This window comes from Aeromonas genomosp. paramedia (assembly GCF_023093515.1).
In the GTDB taxonomy this organism is placed as follows: Bacteria; Pseudomonadota; Gammaproteobacteria; order Enterobacterales; family Aeromonadaceae; genus Aeromonas.
The window spans coordinates 65,853-90,022 of sequence record NZ_JAAROG010000012.1; the positions used below are offsets into that span (position 1 = coordinate 65,853).

The 24,170-nt window shown below is 62.5% G+C and carries 19 protein-coding genes; 6 read left to right on the forward strand and 13 right to left on the reverse strand.

The genetic code is table 11. The features are described from left to right. Window positions 1–41: 41 nt before the first annotated feature. On the reverse strand, window positions 42–3,335 hold the full coding sequence (locus HB860_RS07655; RefSeq protein WP_247626231.1) for an ImpA family metalloprotease: 3,294 nt from the start codon (window positions 3,333–3,335) through the stop codon (window positions 42–44). A gap of 348 nt (window positions 3,336–3,683) precedes the next feature. Beyond that, window positions 3,684–4,535, reverse strand: coding sequence for a type 1 glutamine amidotransferase domain-containing protein (locus tag HB860_RS07660; RefSeq protein WP_247626232.1), 852 nt, complete (start codon window positions 4,533–4,535; stop codon window positions 3,684–3,686). A gap of 130 nt (window positions 4,536–4,665) precedes the next feature. Between HB860_RS07660 and HB860_RS07665 the strand changes: the two genes are divergently transcribed. From HB860_RS07665 to yjfF, 5 genes are all read left to right on the forward strand, one after another. Next, window positions 4,666–5,580 (forward strand): LysR family transcriptional regulator, encoded by a 915-nt coding sequence (locus HB860_RS07665; protein WP_247626233.1) that lies wholly within the window; start codon window positions 4,666–4,668, stop codon window positions 5,578–5,580. A gap of 314 nt (window positions 5,581–5,894) precedes the next feature. Beyond that, window positions 5,895–6,854, forward strand: coding sequence for a galactofuranose ABC transporter, galactofuranose-binding protein YtfQ (gene ytfQ / locus HB860_RS07670; protein WP_247626234.1), 960 nt, complete (start codon window positions 5,895–5,897; stop codon window positions 6,852–6,854). Window positions 6,855–6,943: 89 nt separating this feature from the next. After that, on the forward strand, window positions 6,944–8,452 hold the full coding sequence (locus HB860_RS07675; protein WP_247626235.1) for a sugar ABC transporter ATP-binding protein: 1,509 nt from the start codon (window positions 6,944–6,946) through the stop codon (window positions 8,450–8,452). Between the two features lies 1 nt (window position 8,453). Beyond that, window positions 8,454–9,476, forward strand: a complete 1,023-nt coding sequence (gene ytfT / locus HB860_RS07680; protein ID WP_247626236.1) for a galactofuranose ABC transporter, ATP-binding protein YtfT — start codon at window positions 8,454–8,456, stop codon at window positions 9,474–9,476. After that, window positions 9,469–10,479 carry a galactofuranose ABC transporter, permease protein YjfF gene (yjfF, locus tag HB860_RS07685; RefSeq protein WP_247626237.1) on the forward strand — a complete coding sequence of 337 codons (1,011 nt, stop codon included), beginning with the start codon at window positions 9,469–9,471 and terminating at the stop codon, window positions 10,477–10,479. The genes ytfT and yjfF overlap by 8 nt, the downstream gene beginning before the upstream one ends. 215 nt (window positions 10,480–10,694) lie before the next feature. On the opposite strand, the gene HB860_RS07690 is transcribed toward yjfF, so the two are convergent. From HB860_RS07690 to HB860_RS07705, 4 genes are all read right to left on the reverse strand, one after another. Continuing rightward, window positions 10,695–11,534, reverse strand: a complete 840-nt coding sequence (locus tag HB860_RS07690) for a MetQ/NlpA family ABC transporter substrate-binding protein (RefSeq protein WP_247626238.1) — start codon at window positions 11,532–11,534, stop codon at window positions 10,695–10,697. A 118-nt stretch (window positions 11,535–11,652) separates the two neighbouring features. After that, on the reverse strand, window positions 11,653–14,820 hold the full coding sequence (locus HB860_RS07695; RefSeq protein WP_247626239.1) for an efflux RND transporter permease subunit: 3,168 nt from the start codon (window positions 14,818–14,820) through the stop codon (window positions 11,653–11,655). Window positions 14,821–14,849: 29 nt separating this feature from the next. Continuing rightward, on the reverse strand, window positions 14,850–16,040 hold the full coding sequence (locus HB860_RS07700; protein WP_247626240.1) for an efflux RND transporter periplasmic adaptor subunit: 1,191 nt from the start codon (window positions 16,038–16,040) through the stop codon (window positions 14,850–14,852). Window positions 16,041–16,208: 168 nt separating this feature from the next. After that, the gene (locus tag HB860_RS07705; RefSeq protein WP_247626241.1) at window positions 16,209–16,529 is read right to left on the reverse strand and encodes a hypothetical protein; all 321 of its coding nucleotides are present in this window, start codon (window positions 16,527–16,529) and stop codon (window positions 16,209–16,211) included. Window positions 16,530–16,839: 310 nt separating this feature from the next. Between HB860_RS07705 and HB860_RS07710 the strand changes: the two genes are divergently transcribed. Continuing rightward, window positions 16,840–17,733, forward strand: coding sequence for a LysR family transcriptional regulator (locus HB860_RS07710; RefSeq protein ID WP_247626242.1), 894 nt, complete (start codon window positions 16,840–16,842; stop codon window positions 17,731–17,733). Between the two features lie 113 nt (window positions 17,734–17,846). On the opposite strand, the gene HB860_RS07715 is transcribed toward HB860_RS07710, so the two are convergent. The 7 genes from HB860_RS07715 to HB860_RS07745 all read right to left on the reverse strand — a co-directional run bounded on the left by HB860_RS07715 (window position 17,847) and on the right by HB860_RS07745 (window position 24,080). Then, window positions 17,847–18,698 (reverse strand): aldo/keto reductase, encoded by an 852-nt coding sequence (locus tag HB860_RS07715; RefSeq protein WP_247626243.1) that lies wholly within the window; start codon window positions 18,696–18,698, stop codon window positions 17,847–17,849. Between the two features lie 128 nt (window positions 18,699–18,826). Continuing rightward, complete coding sequence (locus HB860_RS07720; RefSeq protein WP_247626244.1) at window positions 18,827–19,888, reverse strand: alpha/beta hydrolase; 1,062 nt, start codon at window positions 19,886–19,888, stop codon at window positions 18,827–18,829. A 105-nt stretch (window positions 19,889–19,993) separates the two neighbouring features. Further along, window positions 19,994–20,581 carry a flavodoxin gene (locus HB860_RS07725; RefSeq protein ID WP_247626245.1) on the reverse strand — a complete coding sequence of 196 codons (588 nt, stop codon included), beginning with the start codon at window positions 20,579–20,581 and terminating at the stop codon, window positions 19,994–19,996. 30 nt (window positions 20,582–20,611) lie between these two features. Then, entirely contained in the window at window positions 20,612–21,373 is a 762-nt protein-coding gene (locus HB860_RS07730) for a carboxymuconolactone decarboxylase family protein (RefSeq protein WP_247626246.1), read from the reverse strand. After that, window positions 21,351–21,830 carry a (R)-mandelonitrile lyase gene (locus HB860_RS07735; RefSeq protein WP_247626247.1) on the reverse strand — a complete coding sequence of 160 codons (480 nt, stop codon included), beginning with the start codon at window positions 21,828–21,830 and terminating at the stop codon, window positions 21,351–21,353. The genes HB860_RS07730 and HB860_RS07735 overlap by 23 nt, the downstream gene beginning before the upstream one ends. A gap of 97 nt (window positions 21,831–21,927) precedes the next feature. Continuing rightward, a complete protein-coding gene (locus HB860_RS07740; protein WP_247626248.1) occupies window positions 21,928–23,376 on the reverse strand; it encodes a heavy metal sensor histidine kinase in 1,449 nt (482 codons plus the stop codon). Window positions 23,377–23,390: 14 nt separating this feature from the next. Beyond that, entirely contained in the window at window positions 23,391–24,080 is a 690-nt protein-coding gene (locus HB860_RS07745; protein ID WP_247626249.1) for a heavy metal response regulator transcription factor, read from the reverse strand. Window positions 24,081–24,170 lie beyond the last annotated feature (90 nt).

Consider the following 24,170-nt stretch of genomic DNA (forward strand, 5'->3'; position numbering starts at 1 on the left):
GCTGACCAAGAAAAAACGCCCCTGAGGGCGTTTTTTCTTTATTAGGGAATAGGACAGCTGGCCGGCGATCCATGGTCGCGAGGCCAGAGGGTGCTGCCATCCGTCCTGGAGAGGGGCAGGAATGTCAGCCCCTCGCTCATGTTGGCGGGCGGGAGATCGTCCTCCAGCACGTACATCCCCATGGGCAGGACGCCCGAGGGCTGGTTCGCCTCCACCTGATCGGCGGCGAGGCGCGAGTAGCGCAGACCCAGCAGATCGAAGTGGCTGCGCCAGTCCTGGCCGGTCAGCCTGCCGAGGGCGACCAGCATGAAGTCGTTGCCCGGTATGTCTCGCACCTGCTTGCCGCCATAGACCCCATGCCCCTGGAAGGGGAAGAGGCCAAAGCCGAGCCTGTCCCTGTTGGCATTCCAGTCGCTCTCGTTGTCGGCAACGGCGCCGAAGATCCGTGAATGCTGGTAGAGCAGGGTGAAGATATTGAAGCCGTTGTTCAGGCGGGTGCCGTCCGCCAGCCTCATGCCGTGGGCGCGCAGTGCCATCTGGATATAAAACGCCATGCGATAGCCGTTGTGGACCGCATAGGCATTGCTCTGCCAGGGCGCCTCGTAGCGACTCTCCCCCGCATCCAGCACCTTGCAGTTAGCCCCCAGCACCACCCGGTTGCCGCTCTTATCCTTCACCCCGGCCGCGTCGGACATGAAGGCGTAGAACAGATCCTTGTGATTCATGTGACCATCTTTGATGGACGCCGTGTTGCCGTCGCGCAGATAGTGGGCCTGCCACTTCACCACATAGGGGAAGATGTTGTTGGAGTTCTCCCCGGCCCGGCTGCCATAGCCGCGCCAGTTGTCAGCATCGCTGGCGGCGGCGTAATGCACATTCAGGCGCTGGGTTTGCAGATTGTGGCCCAGCTCGTGATTGTCCAGCCAACCGGTCGGGCTGATGCTGCCGGAAGAGTCCCAGGGGTTGCCGCTGCAGCCGACCCCGCAATGGGCATTCTGGTCGTAGTTGGCATGCTGGATGATGGTACGGGTATGCAGTGACTCGTCGAGACACTGATCCCCCAGCAGCGCGACACAGGCGCGCCTGACCTCGTCGGGCAGCGACTCCTCCAGGCGCTTGCCCTGGATCTTGAAGCCCGCCAGGGTATAGACGCTGTTGATATGATCCCGGGAGATGCTGTCCAGCAGGGCATCGGTGTCGGCAATGGCCCCCCCGATGGCCCCGGTGAAGCGATCCCGGCGCAGATGCTGCTCGGCGCCATCGGCCCTGAGATCGACATGGGGCAGCTCGGTCTGATCCAGCCGCTCGTTGAAGTCCCGGATCTGCTGCTCATCACTGAAGTCCAGAATGGCTGGATGGCGGGTCACGCCAGTGGCGGCCACCTCCACTTGCAGCGTCCCGTCTCCCCCCTCCAGATAGAGATAGACAGGGCCCCCATAGGGCGAGGTGAAGCTGACGCTGCCGCCCTTGTTAAGAGGAAGCCGCCCGCTGGCCAACTCCAGCGGCGCCCGATAGACCTTCTGCTCATAGGCCCTGTTGGTGTTGGGTCTGTGGTAATTGAGCCGAATGGTAGCGGAAACATCCGCAGTATCCGTGCGACTCAGGGTGATACGTTGCCCCGGCAGGGCATACCAGCCCGTCGAGGTCCACTGCCCGGAATAGGGCACCGAGATGCGGCGGCTGTCGCTGATGACGGCGGGATAGGCGTAATGGGCCTGATCTCCCTTGAACAGCTGGCTGCGATCGACGACGTACTCCCCCAGATCGGGCTGGGCCGGATTGCGGGCACGGGCATAGCTCACCAGCCAGTCGGCAAACATCGCCCGCTGCCAGGCCTGATGCTCATCCCAGGCGATGGGGTAATCGATGGCAGCACGGTATTTGTCGGCCAGCAGCAGGCTGGCTGGCAACAGTGCCAAGCCGTCGCGGGCGAAGGGGCTGATCCCCGCCTTGTCCAGGGTGATGGCGGCATTCCTGAGCCAGTCGGCGCCATTCTTGAACTGCACATTGAACTCATCGACACCCCCGCAGTTGAGGAAGTTGCCGCTGCAGGCATCCAGCCATTGGGTGCTGAATTTCCCCTCCTTAAGGTTCCTCAGCAGCGTATCGACCGCCATCAGCTGGGGATCTGGCGCCATGATGGTGCTCGCCGCCAGATTGCTGACCTTGAGCTTCGACCAGTAGTTGCCCCAGGTCACCAGCCCCATCTCCAGATAGAGGGGCGCCAGCAGGGGGCTCGCCTCTCGCCGGTAGTTGGCTAGCAGCAGCGGGATCCCGGCGGCCTTCGCCTTGGCGATGGCCTGGGCTATGCCCTGGTACCCCAGCCCCTGGCGATCGAGGTCGCTTATCACGATGAGATCCGGCGCCATGCGGTCGATGCAGGCGCCGAGGGCCTGATAATCGCACTCATCGGCCTGGTTGATGCTGTGCGCGTCCGGATACATGGCCTTGAGCCAGTCCCGGATCCCCTCGTTATGGGGGAAATACCAGCTGTCGGCGCGACTCGGCATCTGGGCGGTCAGGATGCGAAGACCATCGTCATCACTATCCCTCCCCCGGGTCAGCCAGCCGATCAGCCCCCTGAGCAGCGCCTCGCTCTGGGGCGTGCGATCCACCGCAAACAGGTTTGCCCCCATGGCTGCCCGGCGATAGTCATCTTGCTCGGAGACCATCACCAGGCCGCGGATCTCGCTCTCCCCCTTGCCATTGATGTTGGAAGGGAGCAGGGTCACGGTGTGTTCGGGCTGGAAGCTGGAGAAGGTGATGGAGTCGTGGCTCGGGTTCCAGCTGATGGCATCCAGACCCCGATAGAGGGTACTGACCAGTTCGGTGCGACGCGCCTCACTGTCGGCGATGGCGCCACGGGCATGGGCGATCAGCTCCATGTCGCTGGCGAGGGCGTGATCCTCGTGGTCAATGGCATGGGCGGCATGCTTGATGAAGCGAGCCGACACCTGACAATCGGCGCCCATGGGAGCTGTGATGTAGTCGTGCCCCTGCTGGGTGCCGTCACAGCCCTCTATGCTATCCAGCACGAAGCCGGCGTCGGGCGCTACGGTGAAACGCCCCCGTTCACCGGCGCTCAGGCGCAGGCTGGCCGGGGTCAGCCGTCCACCCTGGCTGCTGCGGGTGGTGGCCTCGAAATAGACGGGGGCCGTCTCCTGAGTGAAGCTCGCCGAGACCTGGCAATCGCCGCGCATGGGGCCCGTGGTATAAGTGAGGCCGTCCAGCGTCCCCTCACAACCCGCAATCTGCGCCAACACATAGCCTGCGTCGGGTGCGACGGTGAAACGGCCCTGCTCACCGGCGCTCAGACGCAGGCTGGCCGGGCTCAACTGTCCACCCTGGGTGCTCTGGGTGGATGCCTCGAAATACGTTGTTATCGTGGGGGGAATGGCATCGTCTTTCCCGCCCTCTCCACCCCCGCATCCGTTCATGGCAAGGGCCAGCAAGGGTGTGAGAATGACTCTTCTCATCTTCTATCCTCCTCTCTACCAGGCTGTTTGGGGCGGGCAGTGTAGGGGGCGTGCTGCGTAATTTCAACCCTGAACGAATCCCATTTTAGGCTCCGACCGACCGGGCTCTCCTTCCCTCTCCTGGCGGTACTTCACTCCCCCGGGGCGGTCGACCCCGCAAGAGAATGACAGCCCTTTCCATGACGGGCCGGGCTGCGCAAATCGTGTTCAGTTCGCCTCGGTGCGCTTGTCCAGCGCCGCGATGAAGGCGCTCGCCAGGACGTGGTCCGAGAAGGGATTCTGGCCGGTGATAAGCTCGCGATCGACCACCACGCCGGGCTGCCAGGGGGCGACGAACTGCATCTTGCCACCGGCCCGGGCCATGGCCTGCGCCGGGTAGTAGCGCAGCCTGTCGCCCTTGAGCGAGGCTTCAAACACCGCCTCTTCCTCGTCGGAGAAGATGGTCATCCTGTAACCGTCGTAGATCCACTCTCTGGCGCCGTCCGCCTTGCCTGCGATGACAGACAGCTCGAACCCGGCCGGATCCCCCTGCGCCGCCAGCAGCGCGATGGGGCCGTGGCAGATGGCCGCCGTGGGTTTGTGGTTGTCGTGGAAATGGCGCAGCAGGGTGCCCACCTCGGGATCCGTGGCGAGATCGATGAGGGGGGCGTGGCCGCCGGGAATGAAGAGGCCGGCATAGCGCTCGGGGCCGGATTGCAGCACCTCCTTCAGGGAGAGCACCTTGCCGGCGCCAAGCAGCCCCTCCACGACGGCGCCGATGCGCGCCATCGCCTGCGGGTTGCCGCCAAAGTACTGGGGATCGACGGAACTCTTGTCGGCAACGGGCCGGTTCCCTCTCGGGGTCACCGGGGTCAGGGTGTAGCCGGCCTCCAGCAGGGCGGCGGCAGGCACCCCCAGTTCATTCTGGTAGAAGCCGGTGGTCAGGCTCTTGCCCCCTTGCAGCGGCAGTGCGGTCTCGCTCGAGAGCAGCACCAGGATCTCGCCTTTCGGGGCGGCGCTGGCCGCGGCCGAGGTCGCCAGCAGCAGTGACGCCAGCAGGGCCTTGAGGGTGTTCTTCATCTTGATACTCCTTGGAATGGACAGTGATCGCTCGGGCGGCAAGGGCGCCGCGCTGGATGAAGAATTTACCCATTACCTTGTGGCGGATAAACTGACGCCATTGAACTTGTTTATTTACATGGATGAACATATGTCCCGCGCCTTCGACCCCGTTCAGCTCGGCAGCATAGAGCTCTTTTGCAAGGCGGCCGAGCTTGGCAGCTTCACCGCCACGGCGCAGGTGCTGGGGGTGACGCCGGCCTCGGTGAGCCGCTCCATCCAGCGCATCGAAGCCAGGCTCGGCGTCAAACTCTTCAATCGCACCACCCGCAGCGTGCGCCTCACCCACGACGGTGAGCTCTATCGGGCGCAGTGCCAGCAGGCCCTCGATCAGATCGCCGAGGCCGAGCGGGCCATCACGGGACGACAGCGCCACCCTAAGGGGCTGCTGCGCATCAGCGTGGGCACCGTCTATGCCCACCATCGCCTGGTGCCCCTGCTGCCGGGCTTCATGGCGGCCTATCCCGAGATCGAGCTGGAGCTCAATGTCTCGAACAGAAACATCGACTTCGTGGAGGACGGTTACGATCTCGCCATTCGTCTGGGTGAGCCGCGCGACTCCCGGGTGATCGCCCGCAAGCTGGAGGAGGCCAGCGTCGGGGTCTTCTGCTCCCCCGACTATGCCGCTCGCCGCCCGCCCCCGACCTCCCTGGCCGCGCTGCACCAGCACGAACTGATCCAGTTCATCACACCCAGCACGGGGCGCCCCTTCCCCTGGAGCTTCATCGATGAGAAGGGGCTGCCGGTCGAGGTCAGTCTCCACAGTCGGCAGCGGGTGCTGGAGGATGTGCTGGCGGGTCTTGGCTGGGCGGTGGCTGGCGGGGGTCTGTTCCAGATCTACCATTTCGTGGCGGCAGAGGCGCTGCGCCAGGGCAAGCTGGTGGAAGTCATGACCCCCTTTGCGGGGCGATCCCGCCCCTTCTACGCCCTCTATCCCCAGCATCGCCACCTCTCGGCCCGGGTGCGGGCCTTCGTGGATTACCTGCTGGCGGCGGTGCGCCCCTGAGACAAGGGCCCCTCGCCCTTTCCTTTCTCCATACCCGTGCATCAGGCTGGCCTGATTTCAGGCCAAGCCGGATGGCGCCCACGGCGCCGGCTCTGGACACCATGGCTGCCGGAATAAATAAATATGCAGAGAAATCAGCATAAGCCTCGCGCCATATATGAACTTGTCTGCTGTTTGTATGAAGCATCGTGCTGCTGAAAATTTTCTGTGAGCCACCTCCCGTCGTTAAACCCAAGAGCCTATAACCTTGACCCGAACAATAAAAACCTGACGCGTTCCGGTTTATTTCACCATGCATCACAAAGGAGTGTCACATGTATAAGAAAGTGAAACTGGCGGGCATTATCAGCACCCTCATTCTCTCTGCCTCTGCATATTCTGCCGAGATGACGGTGGGCTTCTCTCAAATAGGCTCTGAGTCCGGCTGGCGGGCGGCGGAAACCTCTGTCGCCAAGAGCGAAGCGCAAAAACGCGGCATCACCCTGAAAATTGCCGATGCCCAGCAGAAACAGGAGAACCAGATCAAGGCCATTCGCTCCTTCATTGCCCAGGGGGTGGATGCCATCTTTATTGCGCCCGTGGTGCAGACCGGCTGGGATCCGGTATTGCAGGAGGCGAAAGAGGCCGAGATCCCGGTGTTCCTGCTGGATCGCAACATCACGGTGAAAGATGACAGCCTCTTCATGACCGGGGTTGCCGCAGACAGCGTCCACGAGGGAGAAGTGGCGGCCCAATGGCTCATCAAGCAGCAGGATGGCAAGGCCTGCAACGTGGTGGAATTGCAGGGCACCGTCGGTGCCAGCGTGGCGCTGGATCGCAAGAAGGGCTTCCTCGACACCGTCGCGGCGGTGCCCACCATCAAGATCATCCGCACCCAGTCAGGGGACTTCACCCGCAGCAAGGGCAAGGAGGTGATGGAGAGCTTCATCAAGGCGGAGAATAACGGCAAGAATATTTGCGCCGTCTACGCCCACAATGACGACATGGCCATCGGCGCCATCCAGGCCATTAAAGAGGCCGGGCTGAAACCGGGTACGGATATCAAGATCATCTCCATCGATGGGGTGCCGGATATATTCAAGGCGATGATGGCCGGCGAAGCCAATGCCTCGGTGGAATTGACGCCGAATATGGCAGGCCCCGCCTTCGATGCCCTGCTGGCCTATAAGAAGGACGGCACCCAGCCCCCCAAACTTATCAAGACGGCATCTATTCTGTTCGAGCCAGAGAGTGCCAAGGCCCAGCTCGCGCTGAAAAAAGACATGGGTTATTAATGCCGCTCGCCCGCTGAGCCAGCCTGTTAAATAACACGCCATATCGGCAACGTTGCGATATGGCGCGTTATATCGGAGAGCCCCTATTCATGTCAGAAAATACTCAGGATGTGCTGTTGAACGCCCGCGGTATCTGCAAGATCTTTCCCGGGGTGCGTGCCCTGCATCAGGTGGACTTCTCCCTGCGCCGGGGAGAGATCATGGCGCTGCTCGGCGAGAACGGCGCCGGCAAGTCCACCCTGGTCAAGACCCTCACCGGTGTCTACCAGCCCGACGGGGGGCGCATCGAACTCGATGGCGTCCCCATCTCCCCGACGGACACAGCCCACGCCCAGCGCCTGGGGATCGGCACCGTCTATCAGGAGGTCAACCTGCTGCCGAACATGTCGGTGGCGGACAACCTCTTCATCGGCCACGAACCCCGCCGCTTTGGCTTCATCGACCGGAGCGCCATGACCCGGCAGGCCAGGGCCATCATGGCGGGATACGGCTTCGAGATGGATGTCACCCTGCCTCTGGGTCACTACTCGGTCGCCATGCAGCAGATAGTGGCCATCGCCCGGGCCATCTCCCTGTCCGCCCGGATCCTGATCCTGGACGAGCCCACCGCCAGCCTGGATGCCAGCGAGGTGCAGATGCTCTTCTCCCTGATGGGGAGCCTGCGGGATCAGGGGGTGAGCCTCGTCTTCATCACCCATTTTCTCGATCAGGTCTACGCCATCAGCGATCGCATCACAGTGCTTCGCAACGGCGAGCTGGTCGGCACCCGCGACACCGCCGCGCTGCCACAACTGGAGCTGGTCAAGATGATGCTGGGGCGCGAGCTTGACGACAACGCCCTCAAGCGGGCGGGCAAGACGTTGCGCAGCAACCAGCCCACGGTGTCGTTCAGGGGCTACGGCAAGCGCGGGGTCCTGGCCCCTTTCAGTCTCGACGTCATGCCCGGGGAGATAGTGGGCCTCGCCGGCCTGCTCGGCTCAGGTCGCACCGAGACCGCCGAGCTGATGTTCGGCATAGTGCCGAGCGACAGCGGCGAGTGCCTGGTGCGGGGCAAAGCGGTGACCATCCGCTCTGCGCGCCAGGCGGCTGCCAACGGTTTTGGTTTCTGCCCGGAGGATCGCAAGAGCGCCGGCATCATCGCCTCTGCCTCGGTGCGTGAGAACATGGTGCTGGCCCTGCAAGCCCAGCGGGGCTGGCTGCATCCCCTGTCTCGCAAGGAACAGGACGAGATCACCGCCCGCCTCATCGAGCAGTTGGCCATCAAGACCCCGGGACCGGAGCAGCCCATCCAGTTTCTCTCCGGGGGCAACCAGCAAAAGGTGCTGCTCGCCCGCTGGCTGCTCACCAAACCCCAGTTCCTGATCCTGGACGAGCCTACCCGGGGCATCGACGTGGGGGCCCACGCCGAGATCATCCGCCTCATCGAATCCCTCTGCGCCAACGGGCTGGCCCTGCTGGTCATCTCCTCCGAGCTCGAGGAGCTGGTGGGCTATGCCGATCGGGTGATCGTCCTTCGCGACAGAAAGCAGGTGGCAGAGCTTGCGACGGACGCCCTCAGCGTCCCTGCCATCATGAACGCCATTGCATGTGAGGCCTGATATGACGTCATCCACCCTCCCCCTCCCTGGCGGGCCGACGCGCCCCCGCAGAGCCCTGCCCACGGGCTCGGCTCAGTGCGCCGCCCTGCTCTGCGTGCTGCTCGTCAATGCCCTGGTCGCCGACAACTTCTTTGCCATCCATATCCAGGATGGGCGGCTGTTTGGCAGCCTGATCGACATCCTCAACCGCTGCGCCCCCGTCGCCCTGCTCTCCCTCGGCATGACCCTGGTGATCGCCACCGGTGGCATCGATCTGTCGGTGGGGGCCGTGATGGCTATCAGCGGGGCCACCATGGCCAGCCTGGCCACCGGCGGTCACAGCCTGCCGGTCATCGTCGCCTCCGTGCTTGGGGTGGGCCTCCTGTGCGGCCTGTGGAACGGCCTGCTGGTGGCGGTGTTCAAGATCCAGCCCATAGTCGCGACCCTGATCCTCATGGTGGCGGGCCGGGGCATTGCCCAGCTCATCACCGAGGGGCAGATCATCACCTTCAACAACGAGGCCCTTGCCTGGATCGGCAGCGGCGCCCTCTGCTATCTGCCCACCCCGGTCATCATCACCCTGGGCATGGCGCTGCTGCTCTGGCTGCTGACCAAGCGCACCGCCCTCGGCCTCTTCATCGAGGCGGTGGGGATCAACATCAGGGCCGCCAAGAACGCCGGGCTCAACACCCCCATGGTGGTGATCGCCACCTACCTGCTGAGCGGCATCATGGCCGCCGTCGCCGGCATGATAGTCGCCGCCGACATCCGCGGGGCCGATGCCAACAACGCCGGGCTCTGGCTGGAGATGGACGCCATCCTGGCGGTGGTGATTGGGGGCACCTCCCTGATGGGGGGACGCTTCAACCTCGCCCTCTCCCTGGTCGGCATACTGATCATCCAGGGGGTGAACACCGGGATCCTGCTCTCCGGCTACCAGCCCCAGTGGAACCAGATCGTCAAGGCCCTGGTGGTGCTGGCGGTGCTGGTCATGCAGTCGCCTGCCCTCAACCACCTGTTCCAGCGAGGGACTCGCCATGTTTAAACGCAACCTCCCCCTGATGGTGACCATCATGGTCTTCGTGCTGGGCTATCTGCTCTGCCTGGCCTCCTTCCCGGCCTTCATGTCCACCCGCATCATCTGCAACATACTGACGGACAACGCCTTCCTCGGCATAGTGGCGGTGGGCATGACCTTCGTCATCCTCTCGGGGGGCATAGATCTGTCGGTGGGGGCCGTCATCGCCTTCACCGGCGTGCTGCTGGCCAAGCTCATCGGGGATCTGGGGGTCAGCCCCATGCTGGCCATCCCCCTGGTGCTGGTGCTGGGTGCGGGCTTTGGCGCCCTCATGGGCTGGCTCATCGACACCCTGAAGATCCCCGCCTTCATCATCACCCTGGCGGGCATGTTCTTCCTGCGAGGGGCCAGCTTCCTCATCTCCGAGCAGTCCCTGCCCATCGATCACCCCAGCTTCACCTACCTGTCGAGCCTGTCGTGGAAGGTGCCGGGGGGCGGACGCCTGAGCCTGCTGGCCCTCATCATGCTGGCGGTGGTGGTGCTTGGCATCCTGCTCGCCAACCGCACCCGCTTTGGCAACAACGTCTACGCCATCGGCGGCAACGCCACCTCGGCGGCCCTGATGGGGATCTCGGTGCGCCACACCACCATTCGCATCTACCTGCTCTCCACCACCCTGGCGACCCTGGCGGGCATCGTATTCGCGCTCTACACCTCGGCGGGTTATCCGCTCGCCGCCGTCGGGGTGGAGCTTGATGCCATTGCCGCCGTGGTCATCGGCGGCACCCTGCTGAGCGGCGGGGTGGGCACCGTCTTTGGCTCCCTGTTCGGGGTGCTGATCCAGGGGTTGATCCAGACCTACATCAACTTCGACGGCACCCTCAGCTCCTGGTGGACCAAGATCATCATCGGCCTGCTGCTGTTTAGCTTCATCGCCCTGCAGCGCCTGCTGATCCTGGTCTCGGAACAGCGCAAGGCCGGCAAGCCCACCCCCTTCAAGCGGCAGGTTGCCGTCGCCCCCCTTGAGTGAAACCGTCGCGGGGCCTGCGCCCGGTCAACCCAGGCAGAGGCCCCGCGATAACACGCCTTTATGGTGGCCGGGCGCGAATATTCGCCCGCCCCACCACCCAGTCCCCCTGACCCCCGCAAAGGCACGCGGGGAAGCCGCTCGGGCAAGATGGCGGCCCCGATAGAAGGCAGCATGGATAACCAATAAATCATGAGTGATGGATCATCGGCCATTCATTACCACGCGGGGATAGCCGTCCCTTTATAGTATTTGTCCAGCGCCGCCTTGACGGCCTCATTCTGATAGGAGGCCACCAGGGTTTTTACCCAGGGGGCGCTTTCATTGCCGCTTTTGACCGCGATGAAATTATTGTAAGGATTCTCTTCTGCGGTCTCGGAATAAATACGTTGCTGCTGGCTCAAGCCGGATTTCAATGCCCAGTCCGTATTGACCACGGCGGCATCCAGATCATCCACGGAGCGCCCTATGATGCCGGTATCCAGCTCCTTGATCTGCAATTTCCTGGGGTTGTCGATAATATCCGTGGTGGTCGCCAATATGCCCGAGCCGGGACGCAGCTTGATGACGCCGGCCGACGCCAGCACCCGCAGCGCACGCCCTTCATTGCTGGGATCGTTGGGCACCCCTATGATGGCCCCTTTCGGCAAGGCGCTGACCGCATTGAATTTCTTCGAGTAGAGGCCGATGGGCCACACCGCCGTATTGCCGACCGGCACTATATGATAACCGCGGCTCTTCACCTGATTGTCCAGATAAGGTTTGTGCTGGAATGCGTTGGCATCTATTTCGCCATTTTCCAGTGCCTCGTTGGGCAAGATATAGTCATTGAACTTGACCAGCTCGATATTCAGCCCCTGTTTTTTGGCCTGTGCAGACGCAACGGCCCACACATCTTCATCCTCTCCGCTCATGATACCCAGCCGTATGGTTTCCCCGGCGCTGGCATATCCTGCAATGATGGCGGCAACCAACGGCGTCAATTTAAATAGGGTTTTCAACATAGTTGTGTCCTTGGTAATAAGTGATGACGCCCCGAGATTACGGGGGCGACGCAAGGAGCACAAAGCACAAGATATCCCTTGGATATACCCAAATTGACGAACGCCGGAGCAAATAAAATAGCCCGACGTCAGCGGGCTATGTTCAATCGGTTCATGGCTTCAGCAGCCAGGCTCACTCCTCCATGTTCTGGTCTCCATGGCTCACCAGCGGGCGATTGCCTGCGAGGCGCCGCAGCAGCACATAGAAGAGCGGGGTCAGGAACAGACCGAACAGGGTCACCCCTATCATGCCGGAGAAGACCGCCACTCCCATGGCCGAGCGCATCTCGGCGCCGGCGCCACTTGCCAGCACCAGGGGCAGCACCCCCATGATGAAGGCCAGCGAGGTCATCAGGATGGGCCGCAGCCGCAACCTGGCGGCGTCGATGGCGGCGGCCAGCGGCGCCCGGCCCGCCAACTCCAGTTCACGGGCAAACTCCACGATGAGAATGGCGTTCTTGGCCGAGAGCCCCACCAGTACGATGAGCCCTATCTGGGTGAAGACGTTGTTGTCCCCCCCAGAGAGCCAGACCCCAGCCATGGCCGAGAGCAGCCCCATCGGCACGATGAGCAAAATGGCCAGCGGCAGCGTCAGACTCTCGTACTGGGCGGCCAGCACCAGGAACACCAGCAGGATGGCAAGCGGGAAGACCCACAGCGCCGAGTTGCCAGCCAGGATCTCCTGATAGGTGAGTTCGGTCCACTCGAAACCTATGCCCTGAGGCAAGGTCTCGGCGGCGATGCGTTCGATGGCGGCCTTGGCCTGCCCCGAGCTGAAACCAGGCGCCGGCCCGCCACTGATATCGGCAGAAAGAAAACCGTTGTAGCGCATCGCCCGTTCAGGACCGACAGTGTGATCCACCTTCATCAGGGCCGACAGGGGGATCATCTCGCCCGAGAGCGAACGCACCTTCAGTCTGCCGATATCATCGGCATGGCTGCGATAGCTGGCATCTGCCTGCACCCGCACCGAGTAGGTACGCCCGAACTGGTTGAAATCGTTGACATAAAGCGAGCCAAGGTAGACCTGGAGCGTGTTGAAGATATCGGTCACCTCCACCCCGAGCTGATGGGCACGGGTACGGTCGATGTCGGCAAAGAGCTGCGGCACATTGATCTGCCAACTGCTGAACAGCCCGGTCAGCTCGGGAGCCTTGGCCGCCTTGGCCAGGAAACCTTGCACCGCCTCATCCATCTCCCCGTACCCGAGCCCGCCGCGATCCTCAAGCTGCAACTTGAAGCCCCCCGTGGTGCCAAGCCCCTGCACGGGGGGTGGCGGGAACATCACCACCACCGCCTCCTCGATGCCGGTGAAAGCCTGGTTCAGTTGCGCCGCCACCGCCATGCCGCTCTGATCGGCGCCTCTGCGCTGCTCGAACGGCTTGAGCATGGCGAACACCACCCCGGCATTGGGGCTATTGGTGAAGCCGTTGATTGAGAGCCCGGTGAAAGCAAGGGTCCCCTCCACATTCTCATTGCTGGCCATGATAGCCCCCATCCGCTCGATCACCCTGTCGGTCCGATCCAGGGTGGCACCATCCGGCAGTTGGGCAAAGCCAATCAGGTACTGCTTGTCCTGGGAGGGCACAAAGCCCCCGGGCACGCTCTGGAACAAGCCATAGGTCAGCACCAGCAGGCCGGCAAACAACAGCAGTGTCGGGGCCTTGCGTCGCAAGATCCCCTGCACGCCGGCACCATAGACGCGGGCGCCGCGCTCGAAGCCGCGGTTGAAGCGCGCAAACAGTGGACCAAGCAGCCGCTCCATGCCTCGCGTCAGCACATCCTTGGGCGCGTCATGCCCCTTGAGCAGCAGGGCCGCCAACGCCGGCGAAAGGGTGAGTGAGTTGATGGCCGAGATGACGGTGGAGATGGCGATAGTCAGGGCAAACTGGCGATAAAACTGGCCGGTCAGCCCGGTGATGAAGGCCAACGGCACGAATACCGCACACAGCACCAGGGCAATGGCGATGATGGGGCCGGAGACCTCCCGCATGGCGCGGTAGGTCGCCAGGCGCGGCGACAGTCCCCCCTCGATATTGCGCTCGACGTTCTCCACCACCACGATGGCGTCATCCACCACTATGCCTATCGCCAACACCAGCCCAAACAGGGTCAACGCATTGAGGGAGAAGCCAAACAGCAGCATGACGGCGAAGGTCCCTATGATGGAGACAGGCACCGCCAGCAGCGGGATGATGGAGGCGCGCCAGGTCTGCAGGAACAGGATAACCACCAGTACCACCAGGGCGATCGCCTCGAGCAGGGTGTGCACCACAGAGTCGATGGAGGCGCGCACGAACTGGGTCGGATCGTAGGCGATACGGTACTCGAGCCCTTGGGGCATGGTCTTGGCTATCTGGCTCATGGTGCTGCGCACCTCGTCGGAGATCTGCAATGCGTTGGCGCCCGGTGCCTGGTGGATGCCGATGCCGACCGCCGGCTTGTTATTGAGTTTCGAGCGCACCGAGTAGTCGGCCGCCCCGAGCTCGATACGGGCTATGTCACGCAGGTGCGTCACCGCGCCGCCGCCGCCCGACTTGACGATGATGTCGCCAAACTCCTCCACGCTCTGCAACCGGCCCCGAGCATTGACGGAGAGCTGCAGCTCGGTACCCGGCAGCGCCGGCGACCCGCCGACCACCCCGGCCGCCGCCTGAATGTTCTGCTCACGCAGCGCCGCCACCACATCGCTGGCCGCGAGGCCACGGGCGGCGACCTTGTCGGGATCAAGCCAGATCCGCATGGCATATTCCCCACCGCCAAAGATGGCCACGTCCCCCACCCCCTGGATCCGGGCCAATCGGTCACGCACATTGAGCAGCGCATAATTGCGCTGGTAGTCGATGTCATAGCGATCCTCCGGTGAGACCAGGTGCACCACCATGGTGAGGTCCGGGCTCGCCTTGACCGTGGTCACCCCCAGGGTACGCACCTCCTCGGGCAGGCGCGCCTCGGCCTGAGCCACCCGGTTTTGCACCAGTTGCTGCGCCTTGTCCGGATCCGTGCCAAGACGGAAGGTGACGGTCAGGGTCATGGTGCCATCCGTGGTGGACTGGCTGCCCATGTAGATCATCCCCTCGACCCCGTTGATGGACTCCTCGAGCGGCATGGCCACCGATTCGGCGATCACCTTGGGGCTGGCTCCCGGGTAAGTCGCCCGCACGACCACCTGGGGTGGCACCACCTCGGGATATTCGGAGATGGGCAGAGCATTGACTGCCACCAGCCCCGCCAGCACGAACAGGATGGAGATAACGCCGGCGAAGATGGGCCGGTCGATGAAGAACTTTGACATATTCATGGTGTGACTCTGATGCAATGACGCGGCCATCAGCCGCGACTGGCCGTCCGGGCTTGGGTGGTCGTGAGTGCAGTGGGCTCAATCGGGCTGGGTGCCAGCAGTGTGCCGGGACGCACCCGCTGCAGACCATCGACGATGACTCGCTCCCCGGGCTGCAGGCCACGGGTGACAATACGCTCCCCCTCGACACTCATGCCAAGGCTCACCTCGCGGTACTCGGCGCGGTTCCCCTCGCCCACCACCATGACAAATTGCTTGCTCTGATCCGAGCCGATAGCCCGCTCGCTCACCAACAGGGCGTCGATCTGACGGGAAGATCCCAGCCTGATCCTGGCAAACTGACCAGGGATCAGGCTGCCGTCCCGGTTATCCAGCGTGGCGCGAACCCTGAGGGTGCCGCTGCCGGCGTCCACCTGGTTGTCGATAAATTGCAGACGCCCCTCCAGTGGCGTGCCCGTCATCCCACTGGTGCCAAGCTGTACCGGGGTGTCACCGATCTGTTCACGCGACACCTGCAACCGATCCAGGGTCGCCTCGCTCACATCGAAGCTGGCATAGATGGGGGAGACCGAGACCAGCGTGCTCATGACAGGGGCCGTCGGTCCCGCCGCCACCTGGTTGCCCACTGTGATGTCGAGGCGGCCGATCCGCCCCGAGATGGGCGCCCTAACCCGGGTGTAATCGAGGTTGAGCCGAGCCGATTGCAGGCTCGCCTCGGCGCCGCGCAAGTTGGCAACGGCTTCCAGCTTGGCGTTGTGCAGCTGATCGAGATCCCGCTGAGCGATGGCGTTGGAGGCAATCAACCGCTGCGCACGCGTCAGATCGGATCCCGCCTGAGCCAACCGGGCACGCGCAGCCTCGACCACCGCCTCGGTCTGGGCCACCTGGGCTGCATAGGGGGCAGGGTCTATGGTGATCAGCAGATCGCCGCGCGCAACCAATGCCCCTTCCCGAAAGTGGATCCCCTGTATGGTGCCGGCCACTCGGGGCCTCAGCTCCACCCGTTCCACCGACTCCAACCGGCCGGAGAACGCCTCCCACAGCTTGATGCGATTGGGCATTATCCTGCTCACGGAGACAGGCACAGCGGCCTCGGCCATGGCTGGCGCCTCGGCCTGGCTCTGGTGGGTATAGAGGGCAGCCCCCAGGGCAGATGCCACCGAGAGGGCCACCAGATAGGGCGCCGCACGCCGCGCAGTAAAACCTGTTCTGGCAGTCATATTCACGTAGTCCATTGATGGGGAAGTTCGACGAGAGCAGATGAATTCATCCGCTCTGAAAATAAGGGGGGCGATATTCTGGTCAGTTCTGCTGATGGCAGCAAAAATGCGGGCAGGCCCAGCAGACGAAGCCTGCCCGCAAAACGAAGCACAAAGGGAGTGAGCGGCTTATTCCTGACCGCCACCAAAACCGAACGGCACGCGATACTGCGCCTGTTCATTTCCCAGACTCAGACGCAAATCACCCTGTGTCTTTGCGGGCAGCACGACCCGCTGCTGGCCGGACATCCTGGCCGGCACCCGTGCCAGCAGATCGCCGGCATCGTTGTATACCTCGAGGGCATCGCCCATGCGCTGTCCGGCGTCTTGGGGCTGCCAGTTCACGATCAGAGCGCCGGGGATGGCGTTGATCTTGGCAGGGATGGCGGCCATGGCCAGAGGGGAACTCATCAGGCCGAAGAAGGCCAGCAGTGTGATTGCGTGTTTCATCATCATTCTCACATCGTCAATGGTGGAAGGCCCGCAGGCCAGAACGACGTCTCCTTGTCGGCCATGCCAGAGACACAGTGTCGCGCCAGGCATGGTTTCGCTGTGCACCGCCCCATGGCGGTAATGCGGTGAGCACCGATGTGGTGTTCAGTGACGGCAGTGTACTGGTTGTTGGATAACGTGATTAGACGGGATAATCAGAATGGGTTTATGAGAAAATTTCATTAATTTACGCTAGTAATGATGCCGAGTCGGCGGTTACCCTGCCGGCACGCACCTCCCTCTATCACGACCTTCGGCAGGGCAACTCATGGCAAAAACCAACTACAACGACTTGATCTCCTTCATGGCGGTGGCAAGAGAAGGCAGCTTTACCCGCGCGGCGGCTCACCTGGGGGTATCCCAGTCCGCCCTGAGCCACGCCATGCGGGGGCTGGAGGAGCGACTGGGCATTCGGTTGTTGACCCGGACCACGCGCAGCGTCTCCCCAACCCCGGCGGGCGAGCGGCTGCTTGAACGCCTGCAACCGCATTTTGAGGGGATAGAGGATGAGATCTCGGCGCTCAATGAGCTCAAGGACAAACCCGCGGGCTTGATCCGTATCACTACCGCCGAGCATGCGGCAGACACCTACCTGTGGCCGCGCATATCGCCGCTGCTCAAGGAGTACCCGGACATTCAGGTAGAAATCGATATCAACTACGGCCTGACCAACATAGTCGAGCAGAAGTTTGATGCGGGGATCCGGTTGGGGGAACAGGTGGAGAAAGACATGATTGCGGTGCGTATCAGCCAGGATATGCAGATCGTCGTGGTGGCCTCCCCCGACTATCTCTCCCGCAACCCGGCCCCCCACACCATTCAGGATCTGGCGGCTCATCAATGCATCGGCCTGCGGCTGCCCACCTATGACAACCTGATGCTGTGGGAGTTTGAGCAAGATGGCCAACCCATCAAGGCCCATGTACAGGGTCAGTGCATCTTCAACACAGGCACGCCCGTACTGCGCGCCGCACTGGCAGGCCACGGTCTGGCTTATCTGCCTTCAGACATGGCCGAACCCCATCTGGCCACAGGGGCGCTGATCTCGGTACTGGTCCCCTATTGCCCACGTTTCCCCGGGTATCACCTCTACTACCCCAGCCGGCGCCAGAACTCTCCCGCCTTTCGGCTGTTCCTGGACGCCGTGCGCTTGCGGGCATGATGCCGCTCCTCTCCGGCCGTGGGCACTGTATTCCCTCAGCAGGAAGAACGGTTGGCGGCGAACCGCGCCACCCACCGTCTGTCATCTCCCGACGCCATTGCTGATTGCCCCTGTCAGACGTCGAGCTTGCGCTGGGTCAGCCACTCCACCATGGCGGGGTCGCGGTGAGAGAAGAAGGCGCTGGTCGCCGTATCCAGCGCGGCTATCTGCACCATCTCGTCCTGACTGAGTTCGAAGTCGAGGATGTCGAGGTTCTCCTCCATTCTCTCCTTGCGCACCGACTTGGCCAGCGATGCTATGCCGCGCTGGAAGATCCAGCGTAACACCACTTGTCCCACGCTCTTTCCCCGCTTCGCGCCGATGGCGGTCAGTACCGGGTGCTGGAACAGACCATTTCGGCCCTCGGCGAAGGGGGCCCACGCCTGTGGCTGTATCTGTCGACTCTGCATCCAGGGGGCGGCATGCAGCTGCTGGTTGAAGGGGTTCACCTCTATCTGGTTGACGGCAGGCACCACCTTGTTGAACGCCATGAGATCCGCCAGCCGATCCGGCTGGAAGTTGCTGACGCCGATTGCCCGGATCTTGCCGGCTTGCTGCAACTCCTCCATTGCCCGCCAGGCGCCATGGACATCCCCGTAGGGCTGATGGATGAGATAGAGATCCACATAATCGAGCTGCAGGCGATTCAAGGAGCGCTCGAACTGCGCCTTGGCTCCCTCGTAGCTGGTGTCTTGCAACCAGAGCTTGGTGGTGACAAAGAGCTCGCGGCGCCCGATGCCGCTCTGCCTGATCCCGTTCCCGACCTGAGTCTCATTCTGATAGGAGGCGGCGGTATCGATCAGCCGATAGCCGGTGTCTATGGCCTCGATGACGGCGCGCTCGCACTCTGCCGCGTCTGTCATCTGGAAGACACCAAACCCCAGCAGGGGCATTTCGATACCGTTATTGAGTCTGACTGTGTGCATGACTATATCCTTCCGATAGTGTGTGCCCAGCATAACGCAAGGGGATTGACGAGATTAGACCCGGGATCTTGCTAGGGTTTATTAGCAATATTCATGAATCGCGTCATCACCCTTGCGGTCTCCCCTGGTTATTGCAGACCCTTCTCTTTCAGGAACTGGCTGACCAGATCGGCGATCTGCACATTGTTCAGATCGGAGAAGGGGAAGTGGGTGTTGCCCTTGATGCCGATTTCGGGCAGGTGAACGACGGTGACATCCCCCCCATGCTGGTTGACCTGATCCCGCCACTGGCGAGCCATCGCCAGCCTGACTCGCCAGCTGTCCTGGGCGGGCATGGCGGTCGGTTTGTCCGGGATGTTGTCGCCATACAGGATCAGCACCGGGATCCTGGTCAGGCTCATGAACTGCGCCATCGCCACCGGCTCCCCCTTCAGGGTATCGAACGCGCTCGGCATGGGGGCTGGCAACGCCTGCTCAGGGAAGAGGAAGCCACTGCCTGGTTCGAACGCGACTATGGCCTTCACCTTGTTGCTTTTTATGGCGGTATGCCAGCCAGGTCCGCCCCCCTGGGAGTGGGTGAACAGGATGGCAGGACCACTCTTGTCCAGCACCGCCGCCATGGCATCGGCGATGACGTTGACATCAAAGGGCCCTGTGTTGGGGGTCATCTGGCGGAAATACTGGTTCAGCACCGCTTGATCCTGCGAGAACTGGACGCCGTTGAAATAATCCGGCCAGACGCCGAGGCGGAACTGGTTGAACCACAACTGCTCATCCGGATTGGGGGCCACGGCCCCCTCTACCATGCTGCGACCCGCGCTGCCTCTGCGGGGCTGATCGACCAGATAGGTCGCAAACCCCCGGCGCAGGAACAGGGTCTGGAAACCTTCCCGGCCATCCGGCGTGGTCTGCCAGGTACGGGAAGACTGGCCAGCGCCGTGGAGCATGACGATCGGATACGGGTGCGGGTTGGACGGGATCTGATAGAAGACGCTGGCGTGATCCCCATGGTAGGTCTGACCGGCAGGGTCCAGGGGTTTCCTGGGGTCAAAGGTGCCGGGTGCGGTGACGACGGCGCCCCCTGCGGCAAAGCTGCCTTGCTCCTGGATAACCAGGGGATCGGCATGAGCGGGGGCCACCAGCACCCCCGCCAGCATGCAAAAAAGCAATGATTTACTGAGTCTCTTCATGATTGTGTTCCCTTGTTTGGCCTGTGGCCTCAATCCTGTTTACGTATATGAGCATCACCTGTCGCCCTCACGACGATGACCTGTCTGCCTCGCCCAAAGATGAGATCAACTCCCTCCGGCCTCCAGCCACCGGGCGACTGTCTCGGTCGTTTGCCTCTCCTGATCGCACTCCATGATCAGTGGCGCATCTCGCCTGGCACCTGACGCCAGTCTGGCGAGTACCGCCTCGCTATCCCCGATGCCATAGCCACCGTGGGTGATGAAAGGCACGAGTCGCTTACCCGCCAGATCATGGCCGCTCAGGAAGCTCTTGACCACGGGGGGAACCGTCATCCCCCAGATGGGAAAGCCGACATAAAGGGTGTGATAGCCCGCCATGGTGGCGGACTGTTTCAGCGCAGGGGTCAGCCCAAGATCCCGCTCACGCTGCGCCTGTGCGACGGTCTGGAAGTAATCCGCCGGATACGGGCTCGCTGGCGCTATCTCGAACAGATCGGCTTGCAGCGTGCGCTGGATGACCCCCGCGATCACCCGCGTATTGCCGCTTCGGGAAAAATAGGCGACCAGGATACTGCCGTTGGGTTGTCGCGCCTGCGCGCTGGCGATGGCCTGCCCCAGGGGAAGGTTCACCAGCGTCAAGCCCGGCAACGCCGCCAGCAGCTTCCTTCGGGTGGGGTCATGGTGATCTGGCATGCTGCCTGCTCCTTGGTGACGTCCAGTGCCCTATTTGGTCGCGGCCAGCGCCTGCTGCAGTGCCTTCTGTGCCCGGGTGGCGGCATCGACCTCGCCCTGTTCGCGCAGCAGTTGCACCACCTGATGCAGTTGACCGGCGCTCAGGCCGACCCGTTGGCTGGCACGCATATGGGACAGCAACTGTGCCTCCACCCCAGGCATGGAAGCCAATGCCCCTACCGTCGCCAGTTCGCGGCTCTGCCAATCCAGGTTGTCGCGAGCGAAAATATCGCCAAACAGGTGCGTCTGCAGGTACTGGTTGATCACTGGGGCAAACTCAAAGAGCGGACCCTGTACCGGTGCACCCGAGATCCTGGTCTGGTTGGCAGTCCCCACTCGGCGCAGTTCATCACCGACCGGGATGGGGGTGACGGGCTCTTTTCCCAGAAGATCGTTGATGCCCCGAGCCTTGCGAGCCTCGACAACCTTCATCAACTCATTCAAGGCATTCAGACTGCGAGGAAAACCGGCATAAGCATAGAGCTGAACGAGCACCTCCTTGGCTTCATTCACCGTCAACCCGGCATCCAGACCCCGATTGAGAGCATCTCGTAGCCTCTCCATGTTGCTGGTCGCCATCGCCGAGGCGATCAAGGGAATGGCCTGCTGGCGCGTGGTCAGGGTGTCGGTCACGGATCCTTGCTGGCTCACCTGGGTGGCACCCTCATTGGCGGCCACCCCGTAGGGCAGTCCGGTGCCAAGGAGCAGCAGCGCCGCTGCCGTGATCGCCTTAATGTGCCTGGTATTGTTCATCTGTCACCTTCTCCATCCATTCAACACTCTTGCCATCCACATTGCCGGTCACCGCCAGATGCGTCATCGCACTGCCGGGGGTGGCACCATGCCAATGCTTGACCCCGGGTGGGCAGGAGACGACATCACCGGGACGGATGATCTGTACCGGTTGACCCTCCTGCTGGGTCAAGCCGACCCCCGAGGTCACAATGAGCCGCTGCCCTGCCGGGTGCCTGTGCCAGGCCGAGCGCGCCCCGGGCTCGAAGGTGACATAAGCACCCGATACCGGGATAGCCTGGTCGGCCGTGAAAAGCGGATCGACCCGGACCCGGCCGGTAAAGTTGTCCGCCGAACCGTACACCGCCGCCTGGCTGCCCGCGACGGCGATGCCGGTGGCTGCTCCTTGCTCCGCCGCAATGGCGACACAACTCATAAGCGGCAGCAGCAGAACGAAATAACGCATTTTTCCTGACATGAAACGAGATCCCTTTAGTGAGTGAGCCTGGGGTTAAACCGCTGCCATGCTAGCAAGCACGAGATGTCGTCAGGATGACCCCAGGCTGACGTTCCCGTCAGGATAGACCGGGCATGGAAGTCGCCAATCGCCTCTCCAGTGCGGGAGCTGACTCATGAGCCCGTCCCCTCTGTGCGGACAGTGCAAAAGTGAGTCCAAAGGTATTGACCCCCTCCTCGCTTTGGGCAAACACCTCTCCCCGGTGCATGATCGCCACCGCCCGGACAATGGACAGCCCCAGGCCATGATGGGTGTCGCTGCGGGTCCTGGCTGAGTCAACCCGGTAAAAGCGTTCAAACAGGCGAGACAGATGGGCAGGGGCAATGGGATCGCCGGGGTTTGAGACAGCGACCCAGGCCTGCTCCTCGCGCTGGCTCAGTCTGACGGTGATGGTTCCGTGGGGCGGTGAGTGCCTTGCCGCATTCTCCAGTAAATTGGCGAGTGAACGGTGGAACAGGCGCCGGTCGATATGAGCGCTCACATCCCCTTCCACCTGCAATGAGAGCCGCTTTTCGGCGAGGGAGGGCTCCACATACTCCACCGTCTTGAGGGTCTCTTCCCGCAGCGAAACCCGCTCCAGTTGGGAGGCATGCTCCCCCGCATGGGCATGGGACAAAAACAGCATGTCGTTGACGATGGAAGCCATCCGCTCGAGCTCCTCCAGATTGGAGCCGAGCAAGTCGCCCAGCTCCTCTGGCGAACGCCTGCGGGATAACCCCAGCTGAGTCTGGCCAATCAGATTCGTGAGAGGGGTCCGCAGCTCATGGGCCACATCGGCATTGAAGCTCTCCAGTTGCCGCCATGCCACCTCCTGACGTGCCAAGACGCCGTTGAACGAGGAGGCCAGCTGCTGCAGCTCCTCGGGCAAGGCGTCTGTGTCCAGCCGCTGACCATGGTCTCCCGGCGCCAGTCGATGGGCCTGCTGACTCAAGGCCCCTACCGGGCGCAGACCAATCCGGGCAACGCCATACCCCAGCAAGGCGACCATCAGCACGCCAAGGAGAGTGATGATCAGCAGCGTGCGGGTAAAGGCGTCCAATGTGCTCATATAGGGGGTCGAGTCGATGGACACCACATAGCGCAGCTCGGGCCTTTCCCCATTGGCGGGAATGGTCTTCACCAGCAGGAAGAGCGAGCAGGCCTCCTCCGAGGCCCCGGGCAGTTTGTTGAACCCCTCCTTGAGATCGTCCCAGGCTACCCCAGATGGCGGTATGCCTCCCACGCTGAAGCTAGGATCGTCGCTGACAATCCAATAGTGAACACGGTTCCCCTCGGAGCTGGCCAGATTGGTGAACTTGCTGGCGAGCACTGACCACCCTTCGCTGGAGGTGCGGGCACTGATCCAGGGGCTCATCAAGGATTCACGAAACGACAGCTCGTTGTGCATCTGCTTTTGCAAGGAGTCATGGAGCGAACTCCTCAGCAGCAGACCGGATGCCGAGACGATCAGGACGGCACTCAGGGCAAACATCAGCGCCAGGTGTCCGGAGATGGAGCGTGTGAACATCTTGTTTCCTCCCCTCAAGGGTGCAGGTCCGGCCTGACTTCGAGCACATAACCCATGCCGCGCACCGTGTGCAGCAGCTTGACCTCGAAAGGCGCATCTATCTTGGCTCGCAGCCGTTTTATCGCGACTTCCACGACGTTGGCATCACTGTCAAAATTCATATCCCAGACCTGCTCGGCAATCATCATCTTCGAGAGGATCTCCCCCTGATGGCGGGCCAGCAGACTGAGCAGGGAAAACTCCTTGGCGGTGAGTTCCAGCCGATGGCCGGCGCGCGACACCCGACGCGCCAGCAGATCCAGGTGCATATCGTGGATCTGCAACTGGGTGATGTCCGCGCCATCGGCCCCGCGACGACGCACCAGGGCCTGGATACGGGCAACCAGTTCAATGAGCGAGAAGGGTTTGGGCAGATAGTCATCGGCCCCCAGACGCAGCCCCTTGACCCGCTCGTCCACGGATCCGCGCGCGGAGAGCATCAGCACCGGTGTCTGCTTGCTCGCACGAAGCCCCTCCAGCACCCGATAGCCATCCATGCCAGGCAACATCACATCCAGAATGATGGCGTCATACTCGTACTCCAGCGCAAAATGGAGCCCTTCGGGCCCCTCAGCGGAGACATCGACCATGAAGCCAGACTCTCCCAGTGCGCGACAAAGATATGACGAGGTCTTCTCTTCGTCCTCTACCAACAACAGACGCATGGCATCCACCTCCTTATATCCAGGGCTCGCGCTCATGACAGCATGAACAGGGTGCCGATGGGGCCCAATCTCCATTCATCCCGCCATCGG